At 37.5% G+C, this 21,727-nt stretch carries 22 protein-coding genes and 3 pseudogenes; 9 read left to right on the forward strand and 16 right to left on the reverse strand.

Annotated elements, in window-relative coordinates:
• Window positions 1-28: 28 nt before the first annotated feature.
• Complete coding sequence (locus tag IPU53_RS02905; RefSeq protein ID WP_207447410.1) at window positions 29-916, reverse strand: DMT family transporter; 888 nt, start codon at window positions 914-916, stop codon at window positions 29-31.
• Window positions 917-1,228: 312 nt separating this feature from the next.
• Between IPU53_RS02905 and IPU53_RS02910 the strand changes: the two genes are divergently transcribed.
• Window positions 1,229-2,137 (forward strand): LysR family transcriptional regulator, encoded by a 909-nt coding sequence (locus tag IPU53_RS02910; protein ID WP_207447412.1) that lies wholly within the window; start codon window positions 1,229-1,231, stop codon window positions 2,135-2,137.
• Between the two features lie 210 nt (window positions 2,138-2,347).
• Here IPU53_RS02910 and IPU53_RS02915 read toward each other — a convergent pair whose 3' ends face one another.
• From IPU53_RS02915 to IPU53_RS02935, 5 genes and pseudogenes are all read right to left on the reverse strand, one after another.
• Window positions 2,348-3,694, reverse strand: coding sequence for an ABC transporter substrate-binding protein (locus IPU53_RS02915; protein ID WP_207447421.1), 1,347 nt, complete (start codon window positions 3,692-3,694; stop codon window positions 2,348-2,350).
• Between the two features lie 42 nt (window positions 3,695-3,736).
• A complete protein-coding gene (locus tag IPU53_RS02920) occupies window positions 3,737-4,525 on the reverse strand; it encodes a glycoside hydrolase family 16 protein (protein WP_207447423.1) in 789 nt (262 codons plus the stop codon).
• Window positions 4,526-4,581: 56 nt separating this feature from the next.
• Window positions 4,582-5,595: a LacI family DNA-binding transcriptional regulator gene (locus tag IPU53_RS02925; RefSeq protein WP_313886433.1), complete on the reverse strand. Its 1,014-nt coding sequence runs from the start codon at window positions 5,593-5,595 to the stop codon at window positions 4,582-4,584.
• Window positions 5,596-5,882: 287 nt separating this feature from the next.
• Complete coding sequence (locus IPU53_RS02930) at window positions 5,883-6,230, reverse strand: Asd/ArgC dimerization domain-containing protein (protein WP_207447427.1); 348 nt, start codon at window positions 6,228-6,230, stop codon at window positions 5,883-5,885.
• Between the two features lie 59 nt (window positions 6,231-6,289).
• Window positions 6,290-6,889: pseudogene (locus tag IPU53_RS02935) on the reverse strand (IS4 family transposase); the annotation flags it as partial.
• Between IPU53_RS02935 and IPU53_RS25720 the strand changes: the two are divergent.
• The 4 genes and pseudogenes from IPU53_RS25720 to IPU53_RS02950 form a co-directional block, all read left to right on the forward strand.
• A pseudogene (locus IPU53_RS25720) lies at window positions 6,876-7,366 on the forward strand (Mu transposase C-terminal domain-containing protein); the annotation flags it as partial. The pseudogenes IPU53_RS02935 and IPU53_RS25720 sit on opposite strands and share 14 nt — an antisense overlap.
• Before the next feature lie 53 nt (window positions 7,367-7,419).
• Entirely contained in the window at window positions 7,420-7,740 is a 321-nt protein-coding gene (locus IPU53_RS24785) for an ATP-binding protein (protein ID WP_313886434.1), read from the forward strand.
• Complete coding sequence (locus tag IPU53_RS24790) at window positions 7,698-8,066, forward strand: hypothetical protein (protein ID WP_242698020.1); 369 nt, start codon at window positions 7,698-7,700, stop codon at window positions 8,064-8,066. Before IPU53_RS24785 ends, IPU53_RS24790 begins: the two co-directional genes overlap by 43 nt.
• Before the next feature lie 44 nt (window positions 8,067-8,110).
• Window positions 8,111-8,284 (forward strand): DUF5348 domain-containing protein, encoded by a 174-nt coding sequence (locus IPU53_RS02950; RefSeq protein WP_207447519.1) that lies wholly within the window; start codon window positions 8,111-8,113, stop codon window positions 8,282-8,284.
• 266 nt (window positions 8,285-8,550) lie between these two features.
• Here the strand turns inward: IPU53_RS02950 and IPU53_RS02955 are convergent.
• Window positions 8,551-8,827 (reverse strand): annotated as a pseudogene (locus IPU53_RS02955) (hypothetical protein).
• Window positions 8,828-9,101: 274 nt separating this feature from the next.
• Here IPU53_RS02955 and IPU53_RS02960 point away from each other — a divergent pair.
• Window positions 9,102-9,716, forward strand: a complete 615-nt coding sequence (locus tag IPU53_RS02960; RefSeq protein WP_207447431.1) for an NUDIX hydrolase — start codon at window positions 9,102-9,104, stop codon at window positions 9,714-9,716.
• A 320-nt stretch (window positions 9,717-10,036) separates the two neighbouring features.
• On the opposite strand, the gene IPU53_RS02965 is transcribed toward IPU53_RS02960, so the two are convergent.
• The 7 genes from IPU53_RS02965 to IPU53_RS24800 all read right to left on the reverse strand — a co-directional run bounded on the left by IPU53_RS02965 (window position 10,037) and on the right by IPU53_RS24800 (window position 17,276).
• Window positions 10,037-11,461 carry a M81 family metallopeptidase gene (locus IPU53_RS02965; RefSeq protein ID WP_207447433.1) on the reverse strand — a complete coding sequence of 475 codons (1,425 nt, stop codon included), beginning with the start codon at window positions 11,459-11,461 and terminating at the stop codon, window positions 10,037-10,039.
• 13 nt (window positions 11,462-11,474) lie between these two features.
• The gene (locus IPU53_RS02970; protein WP_207447435.1) at window positions 11,475-12,842 is read right to left on the reverse strand and encodes an MFS transporter; all 1,368 of its coding nucleotides are present in this window, start codon (window positions 12,840-12,842) and stop codon (window positions 11,475-11,477) included.
• Window positions 12,843-12,955: 113 nt separating this feature from the next.
• The gene (locus IPU53_RS02975; protein WP_207447445.1) at window positions 12,956-13,927 is read right to left on the reverse strand and encodes an ROK family glucokinase; all 972 of its coding nucleotides are present in this window, start codon (window positions 13,925-13,927) and stop codon (window positions 12,956-12,958) included.
• Between the two features lie 147 nt (window positions 13,928-14,074).
• Window positions 14,075-14,809 carry a glucosamine-6-phosphate deaminase gene (locus tag IPU53_RS02980; RefSeq protein ID WP_207447447.1) on the reverse strand — a complete coding sequence of 245 codons (735 nt, stop codon included), beginning with the start codon at window positions 14,807-14,809 and terminating at the stop codon, window positions 14,075-14,077.
• A gap of 276 nt (window positions 14,810-15,085) precedes the next feature.
• Window positions 15,086-16,252: an ROK family transcriptional regulator gene (locus IPU53_RS02985; RefSeq protein WP_207447449.1), complete on the reverse strand. Its 1,167-nt coding sequence runs from the start codon at window positions 16,250-16,252 to the stop codon at window positions 15,086-15,088.
• A 245-nt stretch (window positions 16,253-16,497) separates the two neighbouring features.
• Window positions 16,498-16,680 carry a hypothetical protein gene (locus tag IPU53_RS24795; RefSeq protein ID WP_242698021.1) on the reverse strand — a complete coding sequence of 61 codons (183 nt, stop codon included), beginning with the start codon at window positions 16,678-16,680 and terminating at the stop codon, window positions 16,498-16,500.
• Between the two features lie 140 nt (window positions 16,681-16,820).
• Window positions 16,821-17,276, reverse strand: coding sequence for a MurR/RpiR family transcriptional regulator (locus IPU53_RS24800; protein ID WP_242698022.1), 456 nt, complete (start codon window positions 17,274-17,276; stop codon window positions 16,821-16,823).
• Window positions 17,277-18,684: 1,408 nt separating this feature from the next.
• Here IPU53_RS24800 and IPU53_RS02995 point away from each other — a divergent pair.
• The 3 genes from IPU53_RS02995 to IPU53_RS03000 are packed head-to-tail and all read left to right on the forward strand — an operon-like array spanning window position 18,685 to window position 19,673.
• A complete protein-coding gene (locus tag IPU53_RS02995) occupies window positions 18,685-19,185 on the forward strand; it encodes a DinB family protein (protein WP_207447452.1) in 501 nt (166 codons plus the stop codon).
• A complete protein-coding gene (locus IPU53_RS25555) occupies window positions 19,176-19,316 on the forward strand; it encodes a VOC family protein (protein ID WP_396019883.1) in 141 nt (46 codons plus the stop codon). The genes IPU53_RS02995 and IPU53_RS25555 overlap by 10 nt, the downstream gene beginning before the upstream one ends.
• 30 nt (window positions 19,317-19,346) lie before the next feature.
• The gene (locus IPU53_RS03000; RefSeq protein ID WP_207447461.1) at window positions 19,347-19,673 is read left to right on the forward strand and encodes a nucleoside triphosphate pyrophosphohydrolase; all 327 of its coding nucleotides are present in this window, start codon (window positions 19,347-19,349) and stop codon (window positions 19,671-19,673) included.
• Window positions 19,674-19,746: 73 nt separating this feature from the next.
• Here IPU53_RS03000 and IPU53_RS03005 read toward each other — a convergent pair whose 3' ends face one another.
• Both IPU53_RS03005 and IPU53_RS03010 read right to left on the reverse strand, forming a co-directional pair.
• Window positions 19,747-20,508 carry a SurA N-terminal domain-containing protein gene (locus IPU53_RS03005; protein ID WP_207447463.1) on the reverse strand — a complete coding sequence of 254 codons (762 nt, stop codon included), beginning with the start codon at window positions 20,506-20,508 and terminating at the stop codon, window positions 19,747-19,749.
• Window positions 20,509-20,612: 104 nt separating this feature from the next.
• Window positions 20,613-21,545, reverse strand: a complete 933-nt coding sequence (locus IPU53_RS03010; protein ID WP_242698023.1) for an FAD:protein FMN transferase — start codon at window positions 21,543-21,545, stop codon at window positions 20,613-20,615.
• Between the last annotated feature and the right edge of the window lie 182 nt (window positions 21,546-21,727).

Here is a 21,727-nt window from a genome sequence, read left to right on the forward strand (position 1 = left end):
AAATCAAAACAAGCCATCAGATTAGCAACTAGAGTGCTTGATCCATTTGATTCGGTATGTTAGCAGGCTTTTTGTGTGGGCTTGGACTATTAACATAGCGAATGCCTACTAGTACAAGACAAATTCCCACTAAGGTTACAAGACTTAGGTTTTCATTTAAAAATAAATAGCCACAAATAACCCCCACGATCGGCACAAACAATAAAGAAATTGATGCTTTACTCGCTTCTGTTTGGCGTAAAATGTAATTCCACATCACAAAGGCAAGTGCTGATGCAACAATACCAGAATACAGAATATAAACGACAGGCATGATTCCCCATTGAGATTCTCCATGCTCAAATAATAAAGTATACAGAAATAACCCAATTGTCCCGATCGTCATTTGCCATGTCGTAAATTGCACGCTGTCACTGTGTTTTAATTTTATTTTAAAAATCAAATTAGCTATAGCCCAAGAAATGGCAGAGCTCAATCCCAATAGCATAATCCAAACGGATCCTCCTCCATGAATATCCATCGCAACAAACAGTCCTATGATCCCGATCACAATGCCCATTGTCTTTTTGGTTGTCAGGCGTTCTCCAGGAATCCATTTATGAGCCATAAGAGATAAGAAAAGTGGCATACTGTAGGTCAATACCGAGGTTAGACCTGCACTAATATAATTCAGTGAGATTTGAATTGCGATATTGAAATAAGCTGTTTGGAGCAATCCGCATAAAATAAGCCACTTTAAATCAGCTTTATGGGGCAAAGGTGTTTTTTTCAATACACATATAAAAATCAGTACGATTGCCCCTGTTAAAAATCTAAGTGTCGCAAACTCTCCAGGTGGGAAAAAACCATTTCCTAGCTTCATGATGACAAAATTAAAACCCCAGATTATACATAAAATAACCATATAAATATACATGTAGACGGTTTTCTCCTCACTTTAAATAGATCTAACTTCTTTCGTTTCTTCTTAAAAAACTCTACAATAAGAATGAATAAGTGTCTAATATATATTTATGGAAGTTTTCATTCGTAAAACGACTTAATAACAAAAGCGCAAGCGTCCGTTTAGCGACGACAAACTTTCATAGTAAGAATGAGCCGATGTTGACTTACGCAAGCAGAACCTGAAAGTTTGCTGGGCGCTGGAGCTGGACGATGAAACACAAAATTAGACTTTTCCGAAGGCTAGAATTTTACAAATGACTAAGCAAGCAAAAAGGTGAGACAAATGGAACTAAGGCAGATTAAATATTTTATTGCGGTAGCAGAAGAACTACATTTTGGCCGTGCTGCCATTCGCTTACAAATGACACAGCCCCCTTTGAGTCAACAAATTCTACAGTTAGAAAGAGAACTTGGTGTTACATTGTTTAAAAGAACAAAACGCCATGTAGCATTAACCAATGCTGGCAAAATTTTTTTGCAGGAAGTGCGGGGGATTTTCACCCAATTAGAACAAGCAAGAGCTCTTGCTTTAAGAGCCGCAGAGGGAATGGTGGGGCGACTTGCGAGTGGTTTTGTAGGATCTGCCACTTTCGACATTTTTCCTCTTGTGATAAGAGGATTTCAAGAACAATTTCCCCATGTCGATCTAGTGCTATATGAAATGCCGACACCCAAACAAATTGAAGCATTTCATCATAGAGAAATTGATATTGGCTTTGTCAGACCTTCAGTATTTGACCCAACGATCTCACTTTTGTCGATTCAACAGGAGACATGTGTAGCGGTCGTGCCAAAATCTCACCCTCTTGCTCAACGTTCCACAATCTCCATGAATGATTTAATGAAAGAACAATTTATTCTTGTGGAAAGGGAGATTTGGCCAAGTTGGTATGATGACATTTTGTCCAAATGTCATCAGGCGGGATTTAGTCCGACTATACGGCAACATGTCAAAGAAATTCAGACGGTCGTAGGCTTAGTTGCTTCAGGACTAGGTGTTAGTATTGTTCCAAGGTCAACGTCAAACTTTCATGTATGGGACGTTTCCTACTTAAACATCCAGCAGGATTCACCCCGTATTGAGATGGGGCTTGCCTGGCGAACAGATGATGAATCGATTTTAGTAAAACAATTTATTGAAACAGCCTCACAAATCACAGGTCAACTGGCAAATCGAGATAAACGCTCTTGAATTTGGAGCCTTGGCATGAAGTTACCAAGTGACTTAAGCATTTGAAGAGGAAATTTTTAAAAAAAAAGCAAAAACTCCTTTGTAGAGACCTTGTTTGATATAAGAGCATCACAAGGTTTATTTCTACAATAGGAGTTTTTTTCATCTAGTCCACTATTATTAATTTTTGAGTCATTATTATCCAAATCATGAGAGGCTAGTAATCGCCCTTTATTTCTTCGCCTTTTCATCCTCTAGTAAAATTGTTATCTCTTCATCTGCTTCGCGCAAGACTGTGTTAATATCCTTACCTTCTTCTATCAGCTCTCGGAGCATTGGTTGATATTGATCTGCTGCCAAATTATTGTATATAGAATAACGCTCATTTCCTGCTGCTGGTGTTTGTTTGGTTAATGCTTGTAGATTGAGATCGCCAACAGAAGGATGTTCATTAATTAATTGTTCGAATAAATGCTCATTTATCGCAGGATCTGTAAGTGAAGATGCCTGACTCATCTTCGCCCACTCCATTTGTTTCTCATCAGAAAGTAAATAGGCAATCACCTCAAATGCTTCATCCGGATATTCACTCGTCTGCGTAACCCCTAAACTGTAGGCGAGGGATGGACGATTAATCCCTGGTCGTCCTTCCCATTCAGGGTAAGTCACTACATCAAAATTCATTGTATCATCACTGGAAAACCACTCAATTAGTTGCCAAAGTGGGAGCATTGCCACATTACGGTCACTGATAAATCGTTCTCCCCAATCAAATAGAAATGTGTCGACTGGACTCTCTTCTGGCATATTCCCAGGAATACTGGCAATTCGCTCCATTGTTTGTAAGACTCTAACAAATTCATCCCCATACTCATCACTCAAAATCGTTGACTCATCCGTATCTGGGTCTACAAAAGGAAGCTCAAGTTGTTCTAATAACATATTTGGAAAAGCAGGTTGTAACCCGTGATACTGTACACCATCTCTTTCTCCGGTTACTTTTTCAGCTAATGAAATAACCTCTTCCCAAGTCATATCATCTGTTGGATATTCAACCCCAAATAAATCAAATATATCCTTGTTATAATGTAAGGCAGTCATCCCCCTTGATAGCGGAATCGTATATAAATTACCGTCTGAATAAGCACGATGTTCAGCTAAAACATTAGGTTCTATTCGATTTAAATCAAAATCATGCTTATCTATCAGTTCGGACATATCCATTGCTAATTCATTTTCTACATATCTGTTTATGATGTGGATAGGGTTTTCCACAAAATAAATGTCAGGAATATCTCCTTTTGCAATTACTTCTGACAGATCACCTGAATCAATACGTTCAATCGTTATATAAGGGAACTCCTTTTCGATTGGATCTTTATACTCCTTATTAAATCCCTCTTCATCTAGTCCATGAGAATGCAGGAACTTTAAAGTAATGGGTTCTGGTTCAGCATTCTGTTCATTTTCTACATTTTTTGTACCTTCTTCAGAACTATTCGTACTGGAAGAGCAGGCCGCTACGAAAAAGCTCAATAATACGAGTACAATAATGATCCGCCATTGTAAAACCTTCATTTGCATCTCCTCACTATCTTTATTTATTTTTTATAAAATCGACTAAAAATCAGAAATAGGCTCATACACTCGGACATAATCAATTTCAAACGTTTTTGGAAAGGCAGTCGTTAAATCAGGATTTCCCGGCCAATTCCCGCCAACAGCAAGGTTTAATTGTAAATAAAATGCTCTGTTAAATGGCGCCGGGAAGGGTTCTTGCTCTTTTCCTTTTTCATGAGAAAACCACGTACTTTGTTTCGCATAAAGTTGGTCATCAACAAACCACCGCATCTCAGTAGGTGTCCATTCCAATGCGAAAATATGATAGTCTGTGGAGAAATCTCCGTTGCTAAGAGTATAGCTTTTCCCCGTGTACGTATGAGGATGACCATAATGTAACGTTCCATGAACTGTATTGGGAGCGCTGCCGATCAACTCCATAATGTCGATTTCACCACTGCTAGGCCATTCCCCATATTTCACCATATCAACTGGCATCATCCAAAAGGCTGGCCAAATTCCTTGACCCTTTGGCGTTTTAGCTCTAGCTTCAAATCTGCCATATGTCCATTCGGCCTTTCCCTTTGTTATCAATTTTGCCGACGTATAGGCATTATCTTCATAGGTTTCTTTCAATGCGCGAATAACTAACTTTCCATTTTCTAAGTAAGCGTTTTCTTTACGAGCCGTATAAAACTGCAACTCATTATTCCCAAAACCACCTCCTCCTTCAACTCGGGTCCACTTCGATCGATCGATCTCATCACCATCGAATTCGTCTGCCCAGATCAATCTCCATTCATCTTGAGAAACACTTGTATCTATAGTTTTTCCTGAGTTTATCTTCACTTTAAAACCTCCTCCTTTAAAAAATCGAAACCCATTTCGTCAAAGGGCAAAAAATATTATTTGATGCTTTGGCATGATTCTCTTACTATTATTTTAGTAGGAATCATATTCATGGAAATCGTTTCTTTACTATCAATAGCCTCCATTAAAATATCAGCTGCTTTCCCGCCTATGCGCTTCGTATTCTGTCTAATCGTCGTTAACTTTGGCGTAGTATATTGAGCTAATTCAATATCATCAAAGCCAATAACAGAGATGTCTTGAGGAACTCGAAGACCACGATCTTTAATAGCTTGTACGGCGCCAAGAGCCATATAATCGCCGGCAACAAAAACAGCCGTTGGACTCTCTGCTAAATTCAGAAGTGTTTGCATCGCTTGATACCCACTATCATAAGTAAAATAACCGCCATCAACGATCCATTCCGCTTTGATCGGTAATCCATACTGCTTTAGCGCTTGTTTAAACCCGTCTCTCCGTTTTGGCCCGGAAAAGGTGTCATCTCCTCCTGAAATATGGGCGATGTTTCTATGCCCTAAAGAATATAAATAGTCTAGTGCTTCAAAACCACCGCGATAATTATCTGAACAGATCGTACTGCCGTGTTCTGATTCCATATCAATTAAGACACAGGGGATATCACTTCTAAGTAATTCCTGTACATCTTCATTATGATAATCAGAATGAACAATAATAACGCCGTCAATACTCCTAAACTGGCAATGCTCCAAGTAACTAAATTTCCCGTTTCCAATATCCTTTGAAATGAACATTAAGTCATATCCTTTAGATTCAATGCTTTCTTTGAAACCTTCAATGACTGCATTAAAAAATGGGTGTTTAATCCCTCTTCCCGAGGATTCTAAATAGAGAACGCCAACTGTCCATGATTTCTTTGTTAAAATAGTCCTCGCATGTGAGTTAGGGAGATAACCCATTTCCTTTGCTACTTTTAAAATTTCGTTTTTAGTTTTAGTACTAATATCGGAATAATCATTAAAGGCCTTAGAAACAGTTGTTGCTGAAAATCCTGATTTTAAGGCAACATCATAAATTGTAGGCAAATTCATACACCTCATTTTTTAGAACGAAATGGGTTTCGTGTTAAATATACAGTATCACCTTCAAAAAAAATAATCAACAGAATTAATAAAAAATTTTGAGTTTTTTATTATATGTCAAGATTCTATTTTTTTATCGACAAAAATAAACAAAACCGAACTAACATAGGGATAAGAGTGTTAGTTCGGTTTTGAATTATAGAAGCATATTTATTATTTTCTCTAATTGCTTCCGAAGATATTTTTCGCTACATCTAACCGACTCCTACACCACCTTTGCTTTTACTCAAGAAAAGTTACAAAATCTGCACCGCATTTACTGAAGCGCCTTTACGAGTGTTGTCACTAACGGTAAACAAGTTAATTGTATTAGGGCGACTGCTATCCACGCGGACACGACCGACAAATACCTCGTTGCGTCCGTTTGCGATTATTGGCATTGGATAGATGTTATTTTCGCCACCATCCCAGAAAATAGCACCTGGGGCCTTCTTTAAAATTTCTTCAATGTCATTGATGTCAAATCCCTTTTCAAATTCAACGTTAATGCTGACACTATGGCAGTTTTCAATCGAGACACGAACAGAAGTCGCAGAGATAGCAAGATTAGGCTTGTGAAGAATTTTGCGTGTTTCGTTTATCACTCAAGTTTCGGACATGAAAAATAAGCCTCAATCATTGTGGCTCAAGGGCTGCGCTTCATTCAGCTATCAGGGATACGTGTATGGAGCAACGAATTCTTTAAAAAACCCGGTAATTTACTGAAGAACCGGTCAAAAAATTGGTTAATTTGTTCGTCGGTCAGAAGATATTCTTCCGCCATGGTCGAACTGATTATGTCCAGTATCATCATCAGGACCTCAGCGAATCGAATATCTTCCATCTCATCGCAGCACAAATAGAATAGCTGTCCAATGGTTCTTGGATCCTCTTCTTCCCGGACACTGAGTGAAAGCATCATATAACGGAGGAAAACAATCGTAGTGTGAGCCGTCATGAAATCATAGCTACGACACTGAAATTCCTTTGCCAATCGTAAATTGGATTTAACCACCTTGGAAAAGCACTCGACTTCCCAACGCTTGCCATAAATACGAATGGCATCTTCTTCTGTATGTTCGAGGTTGGTTGTTAAAAGTGCGAGCCACTGTTTAGACCGGTTCCTATCGCGGACAAATACGATTCGTGCTTGGATTTCTTTTCCACTTTCATCGTCATGACGAAGTCCAACTACAATGCTTGCAAGGATTTTAGCACGTCCACGCTTTTTGCGAACCATTTTGTAAAGATTCCAGGTATGGCTGAGTGAGTGTTACCAACACAAATCGCATTCAGCACTCCCTGAAGGGGCTAGCCCGGAGGCTGCCTATCGCAGTGACCGCAAGCCGTTACGTTTCTAGATCCAGAAACGTTAGCCAATGCCTTTCTTCACTGTGAAACTCGTAAAGTGGACAAATCCGGATGTATCAGTTTTATGGGAAAGAAATACGAGGTCGGACTCACTTTTATCGGTTGTAAAGTGGATATAGTGTATGATCCTGCGGATAATACGGAGTTAACGATTGAATACGAGGGTCACCCTTCCTGGATTGCCCGTGAACTGGTTATTGGGGAACGAGCTGGTAAACGCCCTGCTATGCCTGAGCACATAAATAAGCAGCCAACAGAGAACTCAAGATTACTGAATGCAGCTGAGATACAGTATGAATCCCGTCAGTCTAAACAGATGACCGCTGTCTCCTATCGCAATGTAAAGAAAGGAGACATGGGCCATGTTTGAGATATTCTATGATTTGAAAAGAACCCCATTTACGCGAAACATCCCAACCGGTTGTGACGGGCGATTCCGGAACCGGAAAAACCACCACACTCCGAAGGTTTTATGATCAGTTGGATCCCGGTCGATTCAAGATTCTGTATTTAGCAGATTCAAAGTTAACACCTCGTCACTTTTATAAGGGTTTGCTAGAGCAGTTAGGCTGTGTAGCAAAGTTCAAACGGCAATTGCGCCAACAGATTGAAGTGATGCGAGGCATTCATGGCTTGCAGCCGGTCGTCATTGTCAATGAAGCCCATTTACTGGATCGGGAGATGTTGGAGGAGGTTCGCTTTTGCTTAATTTCAAAATGGACGCCGAAGGACCGATGGCACTGATCCTTGTAGGTCAAAGCGAACTGTGGGACCGCCTCCGGCTCCAATCCTTTGCCGCCATCCGTCAAAGAATCGACCTGCAATGCAAATTGCCTCATTATGACCGGGCTCAAGTAGGTGAATATGTACAACAACATTTGATTAGTTCTGGAGCACAAAGGGATATTTTTACAGAGGCAGCGATTGACGAAATCTATCAATTTTCCAACGGAACCGCCAGACTGATAAATAAAGTTTGTATGCATTCCTTACCCTACGGCTTTCAAAATGAACAACGAATCATTTACGATCACATGATCAAAAGGGTAATTGATGGTGAATTATCATGAAAAGCTATACAGAGATGATTTAAGATGACGTTCAGGATCGTTGGATCATCCATTTAAGTGGCCGTACTTTCGGCCTTCACTGTGGGGAATGCTTTAACCTGGACATTGGTTCCATAATGATCCCTTGTCGAATAGAGGTTGATAGCCATTGGTATGTCATGATTGGAGAGGCACGCTTGAATTTACGCCCCCAGGATATCTACAAGGTAGTCATTTAAATGTGATAAGAACTTTCATACCCTCGTCGTCAAGTGATGGAAAAGTTTTTCTTCCATTACTTGATGACGAGGCCACCAAGCGATAGCGCGGTAGCTATACCATGCATGGTTAAATATTTATCAAAAACAAGAAGGAATAGTCAGGTCGATATTCCTTCCTTTTATTCACTATTATGGCCAATGAGACTGGCAACTGGCGGACAACTAACAATATCAATTTTAGGGCGTTTTAAGGTATCAGTAACAGATAACGGATTAAATATTTGTTATGCTAGCTTTTTCATTACCAGAAAAAATGGAATGAAGGCTAGTGTGGCAATTGCGCCAAATGCGATTCCGGCTGCAAAGCCAAAGCCCCAAGGGTATCATAACCTCCATATCCATACCCCCCAATTCCGCAGGGAGGACCACCTAATGGTCGAAGGAATCTCTATCTGGAGATACTCTTTCAATAATGCCTCGATGAACTTCTCCGTAATGTGTGCGAATTTCAACTGCTCTCCCAATACCTCGATTACAAATATGATAATAGTGTGCCGACAAATTATTACACCTCCTTAATTACAACAGTAATGTTGACTTTATTAAGGTATTCTTACAATTTGATATTAGAGTAGTCGACAACACAAGGCGATGGTGGAAAAGCAGGTTTATCATGGAAGAGGTATCATTCATATGGTTTTATAGCATTAAAGATTTAAATTAAAAACCTCATTTATATACACCACGGCGAACCGTATCATAAGTAAATGAGGTATTATATTAATATTATTAGTGATACGATAAAATGAATACAAACACGGAGAGAGAGATATGTATGTTTCTGGATAAACTGAAAGAACAGTTAAATCAAAATAAATCTCTATTTATAGGCGAGGAAACTGCTTTTCGTTCAGCTGTTTTGATTCCGTTAGTTCAAGTGGAAAATGAATGGCATGTCCTATTTGAAGTTCGTGCAACTACTATGAGAAAACAGCCAGGTGATATTTGTTTTCCTGGAGGTAAAATCGACGCTACTGATGAATCCCCACTGGCAGCAGCTTTAAGAGAAACATATGAAGAATTAGGTGTCGATACACAAAAGGTCACGGTTTTAGGACAATTAAGTCCCTTTATTGCTTTTCCTTCCTTTGTGATCTACCCATTTATAGGAATCATAGATTACAATCAAATCATTCATTCTTACAACAAGGAAGAAGTAGCTGAGGTATTTACGGTACCAGTCAATTGGCTATTGGATTATGAGCCTTATATGCATTTAGTTTCCCTAGAACCAATGCCTTCAACAGATTTTCCTTTTGAAAAAATAATGAACGGTGTCGGGTATCAATGGAGATCCCGTTCAATGGAAGAATGGTTTTTTGATTATGAGAAGTATACCATATGGGGGTTTACAGCAAGGATTTTAAAGCATTTTATTGAGATGATATAATAAACACCTCAATCGCCTTGAAAAATTCTCCTCGAATGATGTATCGTTACTCCTATGCGTAGTTGGGAGAACAACAAGAGATTGAGTTTTCCTATTAAATTGAAAGATTTTTATAATATAAGCGTCAAACAATCTCTCTTAAAAAGAAACAAAAATAATGGCCGAACTTATATAAGGTTTCAGCCACTAAGGTTTTGTGAATCTCTATAATGAATTATTAAAATTCACCTTTTTACTTCCTTTGCTTATTAATTAATGCTTTTACTAAACAAAAAAACGTGCAGCAATTAATTTATATGCTACACGCTGGAATGCAATTTTTAATCCAAAGGAAATAACGGTCTTGGAACATGACGGTAATTGATTTTCTCTATACGTTGATATGTCGCACCAGGTGTCATGGAGAGAATGTCCAACTTAGAAATGGCACTTAACTCGTTGAATAAGTATCCTTGTTTTACTACAATTATGTCATAATCCTCAATATTTAATCCGGCACGGGTAAAGTGGTTTAACGTAATAAACGATTCCCCACGATTAGCGACAACAACATCTAAATTGCCAACAGAAACTGTGCATACGTCTCCTACTTTGTCACTTGTAGCATTTAAGTATCCTAGAAGATCACCTTTGGATTTAAGTGTTCCTTCTAACAATACTGGTCGACTATCTTCATCTACCTTTGTTCCAACTTCAACTGTGACAGTCTCCCCTACCTCGTAACCATTCAGTCTTTCATATGCATTTGGATCGTAAACGGCGGAAATTAACACCTTTTTTTCGCCTAAATCCTTATTTTTAAATAAATCCAACAGCAAGGTGCTCATCCCAATTGCTCCGGCCGTTGTATTATCTCCGGAATCGGAAATAAAGATTGGTTTTACTTGTTCATTAAGTGCCCTTTCTATAGATTCTTCTGGGTCAAGCACAACAGCATCAAAATCAAATTCATGGCGTTTACTATACACATAACTAACTAATTCTTCTTTTACCTTTTCAACAATTTCTTCGTATTCTTCAGATTCAGGAATAACGAAGATAGAGGAAGCTGTATTTTCCGAATCACTCCAAGCATGACAAATGAAAAATGATGCAGTCGAAATTCCTTTTATTTTTTCAACCTCATATAACTTTTCAAAGATAGAACGGAGCGGTTCACTTTTGCCAAGTGCTTTTTCACCAGGAATGATCATTGGCAATCTAGTAAACACAGGCCTGATCTTCGTATTATTTTTTACACAATCTACTAATAGTTGTGCGGTCTCTTTCTCGACTTCACGTTGGTCAACATGCGGTACTGTTCGATACGCCTTTACAATGTTGATGTACTTATAATAGTCTAATGCGATATTACCATGAATATCCATTGTTAGAGAGATTGGAACTTCTGGGCCAACACATTCTCGAATTTCTTTCACGAGTGCTAGTTCACCTGAACCAATTTCCTCAACAACCATCGCTCCGTGCAGATGTAACCAAATACCGTCGATATCTGTATTTTGTTTTAATGTGGAAATAAATTTATCTGCAAAGTATCTATATGCCTCTTTTTTTACAATGCCTGATGATAATGCTGTTGCATAAATACTTGGTATTACTTCAATACCATTTTCCCTAAATACTTCTGTTCCAGCAAGACGGCTAGCAGCATCCTCACCTTCTGCTAATACAAAATCATGAATGTCTGTTAGGATCGGATTAAATGTGTTTGTTTCGTGGTATAGACAGCCTACAACAACTTTCATTTCTATATCCCCCTTATTTAAGTTTCAAAGCGTTAACGATGTCAGCATGTTCTTTATCCAATCTGTAAAAGAATAATACAACGACTTGAAGAACCGTGATGAGAACGGGCAATCCTATCATTAACATTATAATCATATTTTTCACCTGATCTGTAATGGCCTCTGGATTATATCCAGCCCATCCGAGCGCATAAGCAAGAAGAGAAGAACCAAGGGCTACCCCGAATTTTGTCGAAAAGCTATAACTTGATACGAGTAACCCTTCTGGACGTTCGCCAAACTTATATTCCTGGTAATCTATCGTGTCACCGAGCATCGTCAAATTCGCAGGATCTCCGTATCCAATTAAGATATTGGCAATAAAGAAAATAATAGAGAATAGCACGACAGATTGACCATCCACGAAATAAAGTGAAGCAAGTAGCACTGCAGCAATCGCGTAGAAAAGCATACTTGAATTACGGCTGCTGAACTTTCTTAAAATAGAAAGAGCAAAGAAACCACCAGCTAAATTGGCAACATTTAATAAAGTAAGATAATAAGGCACCATATTAGGTTGAACAAGTACGTAATTTACATAATAGATGAGAACACCATTCATAATCCCTAGCCTTACAAACCATAAAAAGGAATTTAATGAGGTAAGGACCCAATATTTATTTTTAAACATATAACTAATAGAACGCTTTACATTCGTATTCTTCTTAGCTTCTTTAATCGGGAGTACACGCTCTTTACAATACTTAAAAGTGAGCCAGAATAAAATGATTCCGATCACTGAATAAATTGCCATGACAATGGGAAATCCTAACTGCTGGTTTCCGCCACCAAGATAATTCACTAAAGGAAGTGTGAGAGAGGCCACTAAAATGGCTCCAATCGAACGACCAATCGCTCGATAACTGTTTAATTCACCTTTTTCTTTTGAGTCCCTCGACATCATTGGCATAAGAGCTCCATAAGGAATATTAATCGCTGTATAAACAATACCCAATACTCCATACGTAATATAGGCGTAGATCAGCTTACCTGTATCAGAAAAATCAGGAGTAATAAAGGTAATAACACTTAAAATACCAAACGGAATAGCCATATAAAGTAAATATGGTCGTGCTTTCCCATGCTTACTATTCGTTTTATCCACAAGAATTCCCATTAATGGGTCGTTTAGCGCATCGAAAATCCGAGTAATAAGAAATAAGGTACCTACAGCTCCAGCCGCAAGTCCAAAAACATCTGTATAAAAGAATAACAGATATCCATTAACCATTCCCCACACAAAATTTGAAGCAATATCTCCATAACCATAGCCGATTTTTTCTTTCAGACTCAGCTTCGGAGTAGAAAGTTTAGGTCCGTTATTTTGTAAAACTGGCTCCATGGGTTTGCACCATCCTCTGTTGTATAAATCTATATTAGTAAAATTTCCTTGCATACCTTGCTAATTTTCCATTTCCTTTAAGCGCTTTCTACAAGTCGAGAAAACAATATTTTCTATACATGTAAAACAACTTCTTGTGTTTCTTGTTTAACTAAGTAAGCTGCCCCAATCATTCCGGCATCATTTCCTAGTTTTGCAATGTCAATTGTACAATTGTCGCTAATTCTAGGTAGAGAATATTTTTGGAAAGAATTCCTAACCGGACGAAGCAGGTGCTCTCCAGCTTTGGATACCCCCCCACCGATAATAATTTTAGAAGGATTAATCATCGTAGCTGCATTGGCAATTAATAACCCTAAAATATCAGCAGTTCGGTTAATAACACTCTCACTTACCATGTCACCTTTTTTTGCAAAGTTAAAAATATCCTTAGCATCTATTTTTCCATTCTCCTGATACAGGGCGGCTAATCCGCTTTCAGGAGTTTCAGCAATTTTATCCATCGCTTGGTTTACAATCCCAGTGGCAGATGCAATTGTATCTAAACACCCTATCCGGCCACAATTACAAGGATACCCTTCTGGATCTGCAATAATATGCCCAATTTCTCCAGCAGTACCATTCATCCCATTTAAAATCTTACCATTTGCGATTACTCCACTGCCTACACCTGTTCCGAGTGTAATTGCAATAAGCTCTTTTGCGTTGTTTCCAGCCCCAATCCAATTCTCAGCCAAGGCAACTAGATTCACATCATTTTCTACATATACTGGTAATCCAGATCGCTTTTCTAATTCTTTTCCCAGCTCAAAGTCTTTCCAGCCAATGTTTACAGCCTCGTAAACGATACCAGTTGTTTTATCAACAAATCCTGGTGCTCCAACACCTATACCTAAAATATTGGTCATTTGAAATTCCGATATTTTACTTGCAACTGAATTCCAAATTTCATCGATAATATAAAGGCCTTGTTTTTCTTTATTTGTATCTATTTCCCATTTATGTATGATATCTCCCTGCTTATTCAAGAAGCCGATTTTGACCGCTGTCCCTCCGATATCTATTCCTATGATGGTTTCAGCCATTGAAGGCACCCCTTTACATCTACCTATTTTCCAAGAATTATTATGGACCAGTACCTAAAACGATAAATATCGAAATACACTTTTAGGCACTGACACTTTTATATGTTTTTTATTAATACAAATTATTGATTAGATTCGTATTGTATATTAATACTTTTTATCTAACAAAGAAGCAGCTGCAGCATCCATAATAAATGTTACATTTGGATGTGCTCTTAAAATAGATGCCGGACAATCCTCATTTATCGGCCCTTCAAGCGTCGCTTTAACTGCTTCGGCTTTTCTCTGTCCAGATGAGGCTACTAGAATATGCTTTGCCTCCATAATATCGGCTAATCCCATCGTCAGCATTTGCGTTGGTGCTTCTTCAGCTTTCAGGTTATGGTAACCCATTGTGCTTTGAATTGTGGATTCGTCACTGTCTGCTAAGAATAGGCGCGAGTTAAACGGTGTGCCAGGTTCGTTTGCGGCTAAATGAGCATTCACCCCAAGTCCTACAATTTGCAAATCACGTGGATATTTTTCTAGAACCTTGCTGTAACGGTAGAGTTCCGCTTCTGTATCCTCGACGCTTCCATCAAGAAGACCAATGTATTTTGGGTGGACTTTGATTAAGTCATAAAAGTTTTTCTGCATATATGTGTATACTGAAAAAGGCTTATCTCTTTCAGAAACATATTCATCCAGATTCGTAAAAATCGCATTTGCAATATTAAGTTCATCATTATTAATAGCATCAACCATTAATTCGAATGTTCCGTCATAACTTGCACCTGTTGTTGTATTAATGCTTGCATGCTCATTTTGCTTTAGTGTTTCAGCAATCACATCAAATGCAGCTTTGGATAATTCTTTATAATCTCTTACTTGAATAATCTTCATAATATTTCTCCTTTTAAAAGATATTTTTGTAAAACTATAAAAGTAACAAGATATTACACATACGTTTATATTAAACTAAGTTTAGTTATTAAGTGTGATTACGCTGAAAATACGTTAATTAAGGGAGGAATTACATTAATTTTGATCCCACATATTTAAACTTAGTTTAATAATTGCATTATAACATCCATTTATTTAATATACAACTGCAATTAGTAATTCCAGAAAATTAAATAATTGGACGCTCTACTTTTTGGAAAAAATTGATTGAAAGGTCTAAATATCATCATTTGTAAAACGTAAAAATTCATTTAAAACTAGAGCGCTAGCTCCAATTACCCCGCTATCTTTGCCAATACTCGGATGTATTAGGTGAAAAGAATTATTAAGCGGTGACCAAACATATTTGTTTGTTATTGTTGCAATATCCTTAATTAGTATTGGATATTCTTGAATCATTGGGCCTGCCAGCAAAACTCCTTTAGGATTATACATACAAATAACATTGGCAATGGCTAAACATATATAATTACGAGCTCGATTAATAAGGGTTAACGCCCAACCTTCCTTTCTTTCATATGCTGCAAATATCTCCTTAATAGGTCTTTTCGATTGTTTTTCAATTTCGGAGGAACACACATATGTCTGCAAACACCCCAATCTTCCACAATCACACATTGCTCCATTTGGTTCCATTGTTATATGCCCAATTTCTCCAAGAGTATTGAGGTGACCTCGCAAGATTTCACCGTTCGCCATGACAGCCCCGCCTACCCCGCTTCCTATGTAAATACAAACAGAGTCATGAAATTCAGTCATATTTCCAAATAAACTTTCAGCTAATAATACGGTTCGAACATGGTTATCAACGTATACAATATAATCAATCTTTTTTTCCAAATAGGCTTTTACTTGAACTTTTTCCCAGTGAAACTGAGGAACGATGAGGGCCTCACCTTCCGGCCATGAAATAAGGCCGGGTATACTGATCCCAACGGCTATGATCTTTTCAGAGATCTGATGATCAACCTGTTCTGTTAATATGGAAATTCCATCGGCAATTCTATCAAGTACAGTTTCTGCTTCTTGTTTAGCATCAAATTCTAAGTACTTTTTTTCTAGCACTTTTCCGTTTAAAGCGACAATCCCAATTTTAATAGAATTCCAATCAACCTCCACACCAATGATGTAGGAGCCATTTGGATTTATTTCTAAAAGTGTCGCCCGTCTTCCAACTTCTCCTTCTATTTGTCCTACCTCTATAACCAACCCATCATTAATCAATTCTTTAATAATTTTTCCAATACTTGTATTACTCATCTTTGTTAAGTTCGCTAATTGGGTTCTTGAAATTTGTTTATGTTTTTGAATTAAACTTAATAGCATAAAATAATGATATTTCCTTACCCTGCCTTGATCATATTTCAAATTAAAACTAGACATACACTCGCTCCTTTAACATAAACCTTTAATAAACTGAGTTTACATATTATATAATTTTTCCATTGATTGTCAATTTAGTCGGGACTTGTTGAGGCCATGGATCACTTTATGGATAACTTTCACTTTACTATATGTTTATTTATCCAATCCCACATAATTCAATGACGATACAAATCATTTGGAGGGCTATCAATTATTATGATAACCCTCCAATTATTTTTTGTAAAAAATGCACCAGTAACATTTCATTCAATATCTTTCATATAATTGACAAATCGTTCATACAACAAACTTAATACTAGATTTAATGTACAAAATGATGAATTGTTTAATTGGCTCACTTTATTTAAATTAGAAACCTGATAGTAAAGATTATAATCTGCTAAATAGGCTAAATCATTTCTTGAAAAAACAGTAACCGAAACCATTGGTACTTGCTTTACTGCAATATTTTTTATCATCGAATCAATGGATTTCATATTTCCAGATAATGATGCAACCAATAATAAATCATTTGGAGTGATCGCTTTAGAAACTAAATCTAATTCAGTTTTACTCGGTATGATATTTATATATATAATATATTATTATTCATTAAACATCTTGAGAATTCTTTCAGCATCAAATTTTGTCCATATCCGGTTCCGTAAGCAAAAATATTTTTCGACTCTAAAAATAATTGATATATTTTTTCTGAATTTTTATCTTCTTCAAAAAGTTTAATCGTTTCCTTCACATCTTTTAATATAACTGAACTATTGAAGTATTGATTATTAGGCACTTTCGTTTCTTTTATTCGATCAGCCTCTTTTTTTAGAAAATAACGAAATTCACTATAGCCACGAAAACCTAACTTTTTTGTCATTCTAATGATCGTAGATGGCGAGACATTAGAATACTTTGCAATTTCTGTGACAGTTTTATCTTTACATAACTCTATATTTTGACTAATGTAACTGATTACATGTAAGTCATTATCGTTTAATTGATCATAATATTTATTAATCAATGCTTCCAAGTTCATTATCAGGATTGACCTCCCTAAATGCTCCTAATGCTTTGCAAGCTTGTAATAATATATCAATATCGCACCAAAATTAGGTAAACTAATCCAATATCGTAGTTGTCGTAAATTTTTAAAGTTTTTTTATCTATACCAGGTAATTTCGAGTATTGAATAACCTGATTAAGTTTGATCTGCATAGCTACTTTAAGCCGTTGTATTTAATAGCTTAACTAAATTTCAAAGACTTGAAAATAGGAATTAATTTTATTATTCAAAAAGCTTTTTTTCCTTCACACTATATTGAAATATGGAAAGAGGAGAGCATTCAACAGCAAAAAATAACAATTTATATGTAAATTTCTTTTCCATTATTATAACACACAGGCCATGGATTCGATATCGATATAATTCCCTTCTTCCCACCGTGCGTGAAAGTTTCCCTTCACACGGTGTTCCATCTATCACTGTTTCAATACACTGTGAAATTGCAGGAGAGGGGACGATGCTTACTTCCATCAATTCTTTTGATATTTAGTGAGTAGAAAGCAATAGTGCTTTATTCTCGAGAATATGAAGGTAGGGATGCATTTTTTATTGATGTGTACTTCTTTTTTGATTTTAAATCTCATTTTCCCTTCTTTCTTCATCCACTTTTATTGTTAAAATAGGAATAAAAGACTTAAAGATAAGCAACCAATTGGTCCATTTACAATAAACGGAATTCAATATACTATTAAACTATCAATTCAATAACACCACGAGCTTTTCCTTGTAATGTAGAAGAGAGGTGTTTAGTATAAGAGATTTGTAAGCGCGAACAATCGCTGTCAATCTTTTTTTTAAAATCGAGGAGTGAGAAAATGAAAAGGAGAATTGCAGCTAGCTTCCTAAAGGGTACCCAGGTAAAATAGCTTCAGTACAAGGGTATTGGAGAGGTACTAGCTTTTATTGCACAAGGCAAAAAACTCCTTTGTAGAAAACCTGTTTTGCATCGAAACATCACAAGGTCTATCACTTCTACAATTGGAGTTTTTTCTGAGTCATTATTTCCAAGTCATGCAACACTTGCGATTTTCATAGTTATTGCCATTCCCTCCTCTTAGCTCAAGACGCAAAACGGTATAAAACCGTTCGCATTGGGCGATTTTCAATTCTTAGATTACGAGCATCCCAGTTCACTAAAAGCATCAAGAGGTAAATCCCCCTTTTATCTAAGACGACCGCATAGTTATATGTAGATTGCCCTTCAAAGTACCACCTCCAAAGAAAATAATCAACTTAATTAATGAATAATTTTGATTTCCTCATTATATGTCAAAATTCTATTTTTAACGAGAAGGTTTTTTGTAAAAAAGAAATATGGTTGTCCTTTACAAACGAACATACATTTGGTATTCTAAAGAAAAATATGGGAGGAGAGTGGAGGTTGAACAGTTCAACTATAGTGATTGACCTTCTTTTAAGGAAATACAAGGCAGACCAGAAATGGACTCGCGTGGTAATTGAGCAATTGTCGGAAGAGGATATTGTGTGGTCCCCTACGCCCGAGAGTAACAGCATTGCTAATTTGATAGCGCACATTTCGGGTACTGTCCATCAATGGTTTGAAACCGCATACTTGGGTGCTCCATCTATCCAAGATCGGAGTCGAGAATTCGAACGCGGTCTGCAAATGTCAAAAGAGGATGCATTGGAACTCTCTAAGAAATCATACGACTGCATTATACAAGTTCTTGAAATCATGAAGGCAAACCCGGAAAGGTTACTGGAGCTGCCGTATTTAAATTTTCCAACGTTCAACGATGCCTTAAATAATCAAGCCACCATTTTAGAAATGCTTCTTCACCAATTCAGACATTTACCCAGTCACACAGGGCAGATCATTTATATTGCAAAAATGAGGAAGGGAGATCTCGTATGGGAATAACACCTAAATCAACCTATTTGACCATCCCGGTAAGCAATTACGAGCGTTCTATAGAGTGGTACGGGGAACATTTGGGTTTCAAAGTCATTATAAGAGATCTTTTGAGCTCCTATTCTGCCACTGCTTTTTGATGCATGATTACACCTTAAGGAGAACCGACCATGCCCATATATAATAAATTAGTCCGTGACCGTATCCCGGAAATAATTCAAAACTCAGGAAAAAGACTAAAAACAGAAATACTTACAGATAAGCGCTATATAGGGGAATTAAGAAAGAAATTGAATGAGGAAGTACATGAATATCAAGAGGCTGCTACAGACCAAGATGCACTAGAGGAACTTGCCGATGTATTGGAGTTACTTCATGCTCTTGCCCATCAGCATGGGGCTTCCATAAATGACGTAGAAGAAATACGGAAGAAAAAAGCAGATAACCGCGGGAGTTTTAAAGAGAAAATCTATTTGCTTGAAGTGGAAGACAAATAAACGATTAGGCTGTCGTAAAAACACTTGCTCACGCCCAGCACGGGGAGCAAGCAAGTGCCTTTTACTTGATAACTTATAGGTTAATCGTGACCTCTGCATCTTCACGGAGTTCCGCCACATACTTCTGGGTTGCCTCTTGTTGCTTCGATTCTTTTAGTTGATCTGCTATCTGTGATTTTATTTCGTCAAAGCTAGGCAATTCTTGATCGCCGCCTGTTTCTTCTTGTTGTGCTTTCACACCTTCATAAGCTTCTTTAATTTCCTCTTCCGATGGTTCAGTATCTCCGGACACTTTCTCGATTAGTTGGTCAAGCTTCACTTGTGTCTCCATCTGTGACATGACTTCATCTTCATCCATGCCTTGTTCTTTAAATGCCTTAAGGAGTTCGTCTTTAGACTCCATGTCAAATTGTGCAATTACTTCATCTATGGTTTTATTGATATCATCATCAGAAACATTCTTTATTGTATTATTTGCTTCTTGAATAAGCAGAGTTTGTCCCACCATACCTTCGGCAACCTGCTCTTTTAATTGGTCTTGATCAAGATCATCTACACTCTGTCCAGACATTTGCGCTTGCATGACTAGTTGTTGAAATTGACTTTGATACATCTCCTCGAAGTCTTCTTTCGATACTTCTTCATCATTCACTTTAGCTACGACATCTGGAATACCCTCTAAATCAGGTTCTGGCATTTCTGCCTGTTCGTTGCCATTGTCTTCGGAAGCTTCTTGTTTTTGTCCTTGTTCTTGTCCATTATCTTTATCCCCACACGCGGCAAGGATACCAGCCATGAGTACAAAAGATAGCATTAATAACCAAGTCCTTTTCATAGGAACCTCCCTTTTTTATCGTGTTTTGTCAGTCTAACATATACACAATAGAAATAACAAGGGGTGGGATTTTCCAGCACACTTCTGAATCGTGTTAGCACCGTTTACTTCGATTCCATTAGAGATGGTTCAAGAGATTCCGAATAATAAAGCTCACCATTATTCGTCACGACTATTCCTGCTACATCTTTTACTTGATTTAATGTCTCAATGATTTGGTCAGGCGACTGTCCGAATAAGCGACCTGTCCATATTTCTCCATCAACTGATTTTTTCGATACAATCGTTAATCCGGCAATTTCTGATTGAATCGGATATCCTGTATGGGGGTCCAAAATATGGTGGTATGTTTTGTCATTAGTAGTAAATTTCCTTTCATATATTCCAGAGGTCACAACAGATTGATTTAATGCTTTTAAAATCGCAATGTAATGTCCACGTGGAAGGGAAGGGTGTTGAATGCCTACTCTCCAGTAACCATCCTCATGCTTTGGAGAATGTCCATAGGTCATGACATTGCCACCTAAATTGATTAAACCTGCCTGAACATTCATAGACTCCAAATCATGGATAAGAAGATCAGCAATAAACCCCTTTGCCAAAGCGCCTAGATCAATAAACATTCCGGTATGTTGTAGAAAAACGGTTTGCTCCTGGTCATCTAGAATAATATCACTAGCACTTGTTTTACGAAGCAAAGATTGAATAGTTGCTTCTGAGGGAACTTGAGCATCTGCAAAACCGATACGCCAAGCTTGAACAAGCGGACCAATGGCGATATTTAGAGAACTACCTGCAGCCGTGCTATGTTTCTTTCCAATTTTAATTAATTCATACAAATTCGGATGTACTTTCACTGGCTTAATGCCTGCATTTTTGTTCACTTCCATTAATTCAGAGGCTGGGTCATGAGCACTAAAACGTTGCTCGTATTCTTTCAATTGAATAAATAGTTCATCCAAAACAAAATCTGCATACTTATGCTGAACTGATAATTGGATAATCGTCCCCATCATATGTATTTCACGACTTTGCATGATGATCCCCCTTCCGCACTGAAGGTTGCTTTAAAACAGATCTGTAAAAGGAGTTATGATTAAAGTCCGAATTAAAGTGGGACTGTGGGCGCATTTCCCGTCCGGAAGGCGAAGTATTTATCGGACTAATCGGGCCGAACCTACGTTAAATCGGGCGGTATTCTGAACTAATCGGGCCAAAC

The sequence above is a fragment of the Bacillus sp. SD088 genome (assembly GCF_017355205.1).
GTDB lineage: Bacteria > Bacillota > Bacilli > Bacillales > Bacillaceae_C > Lederbergia.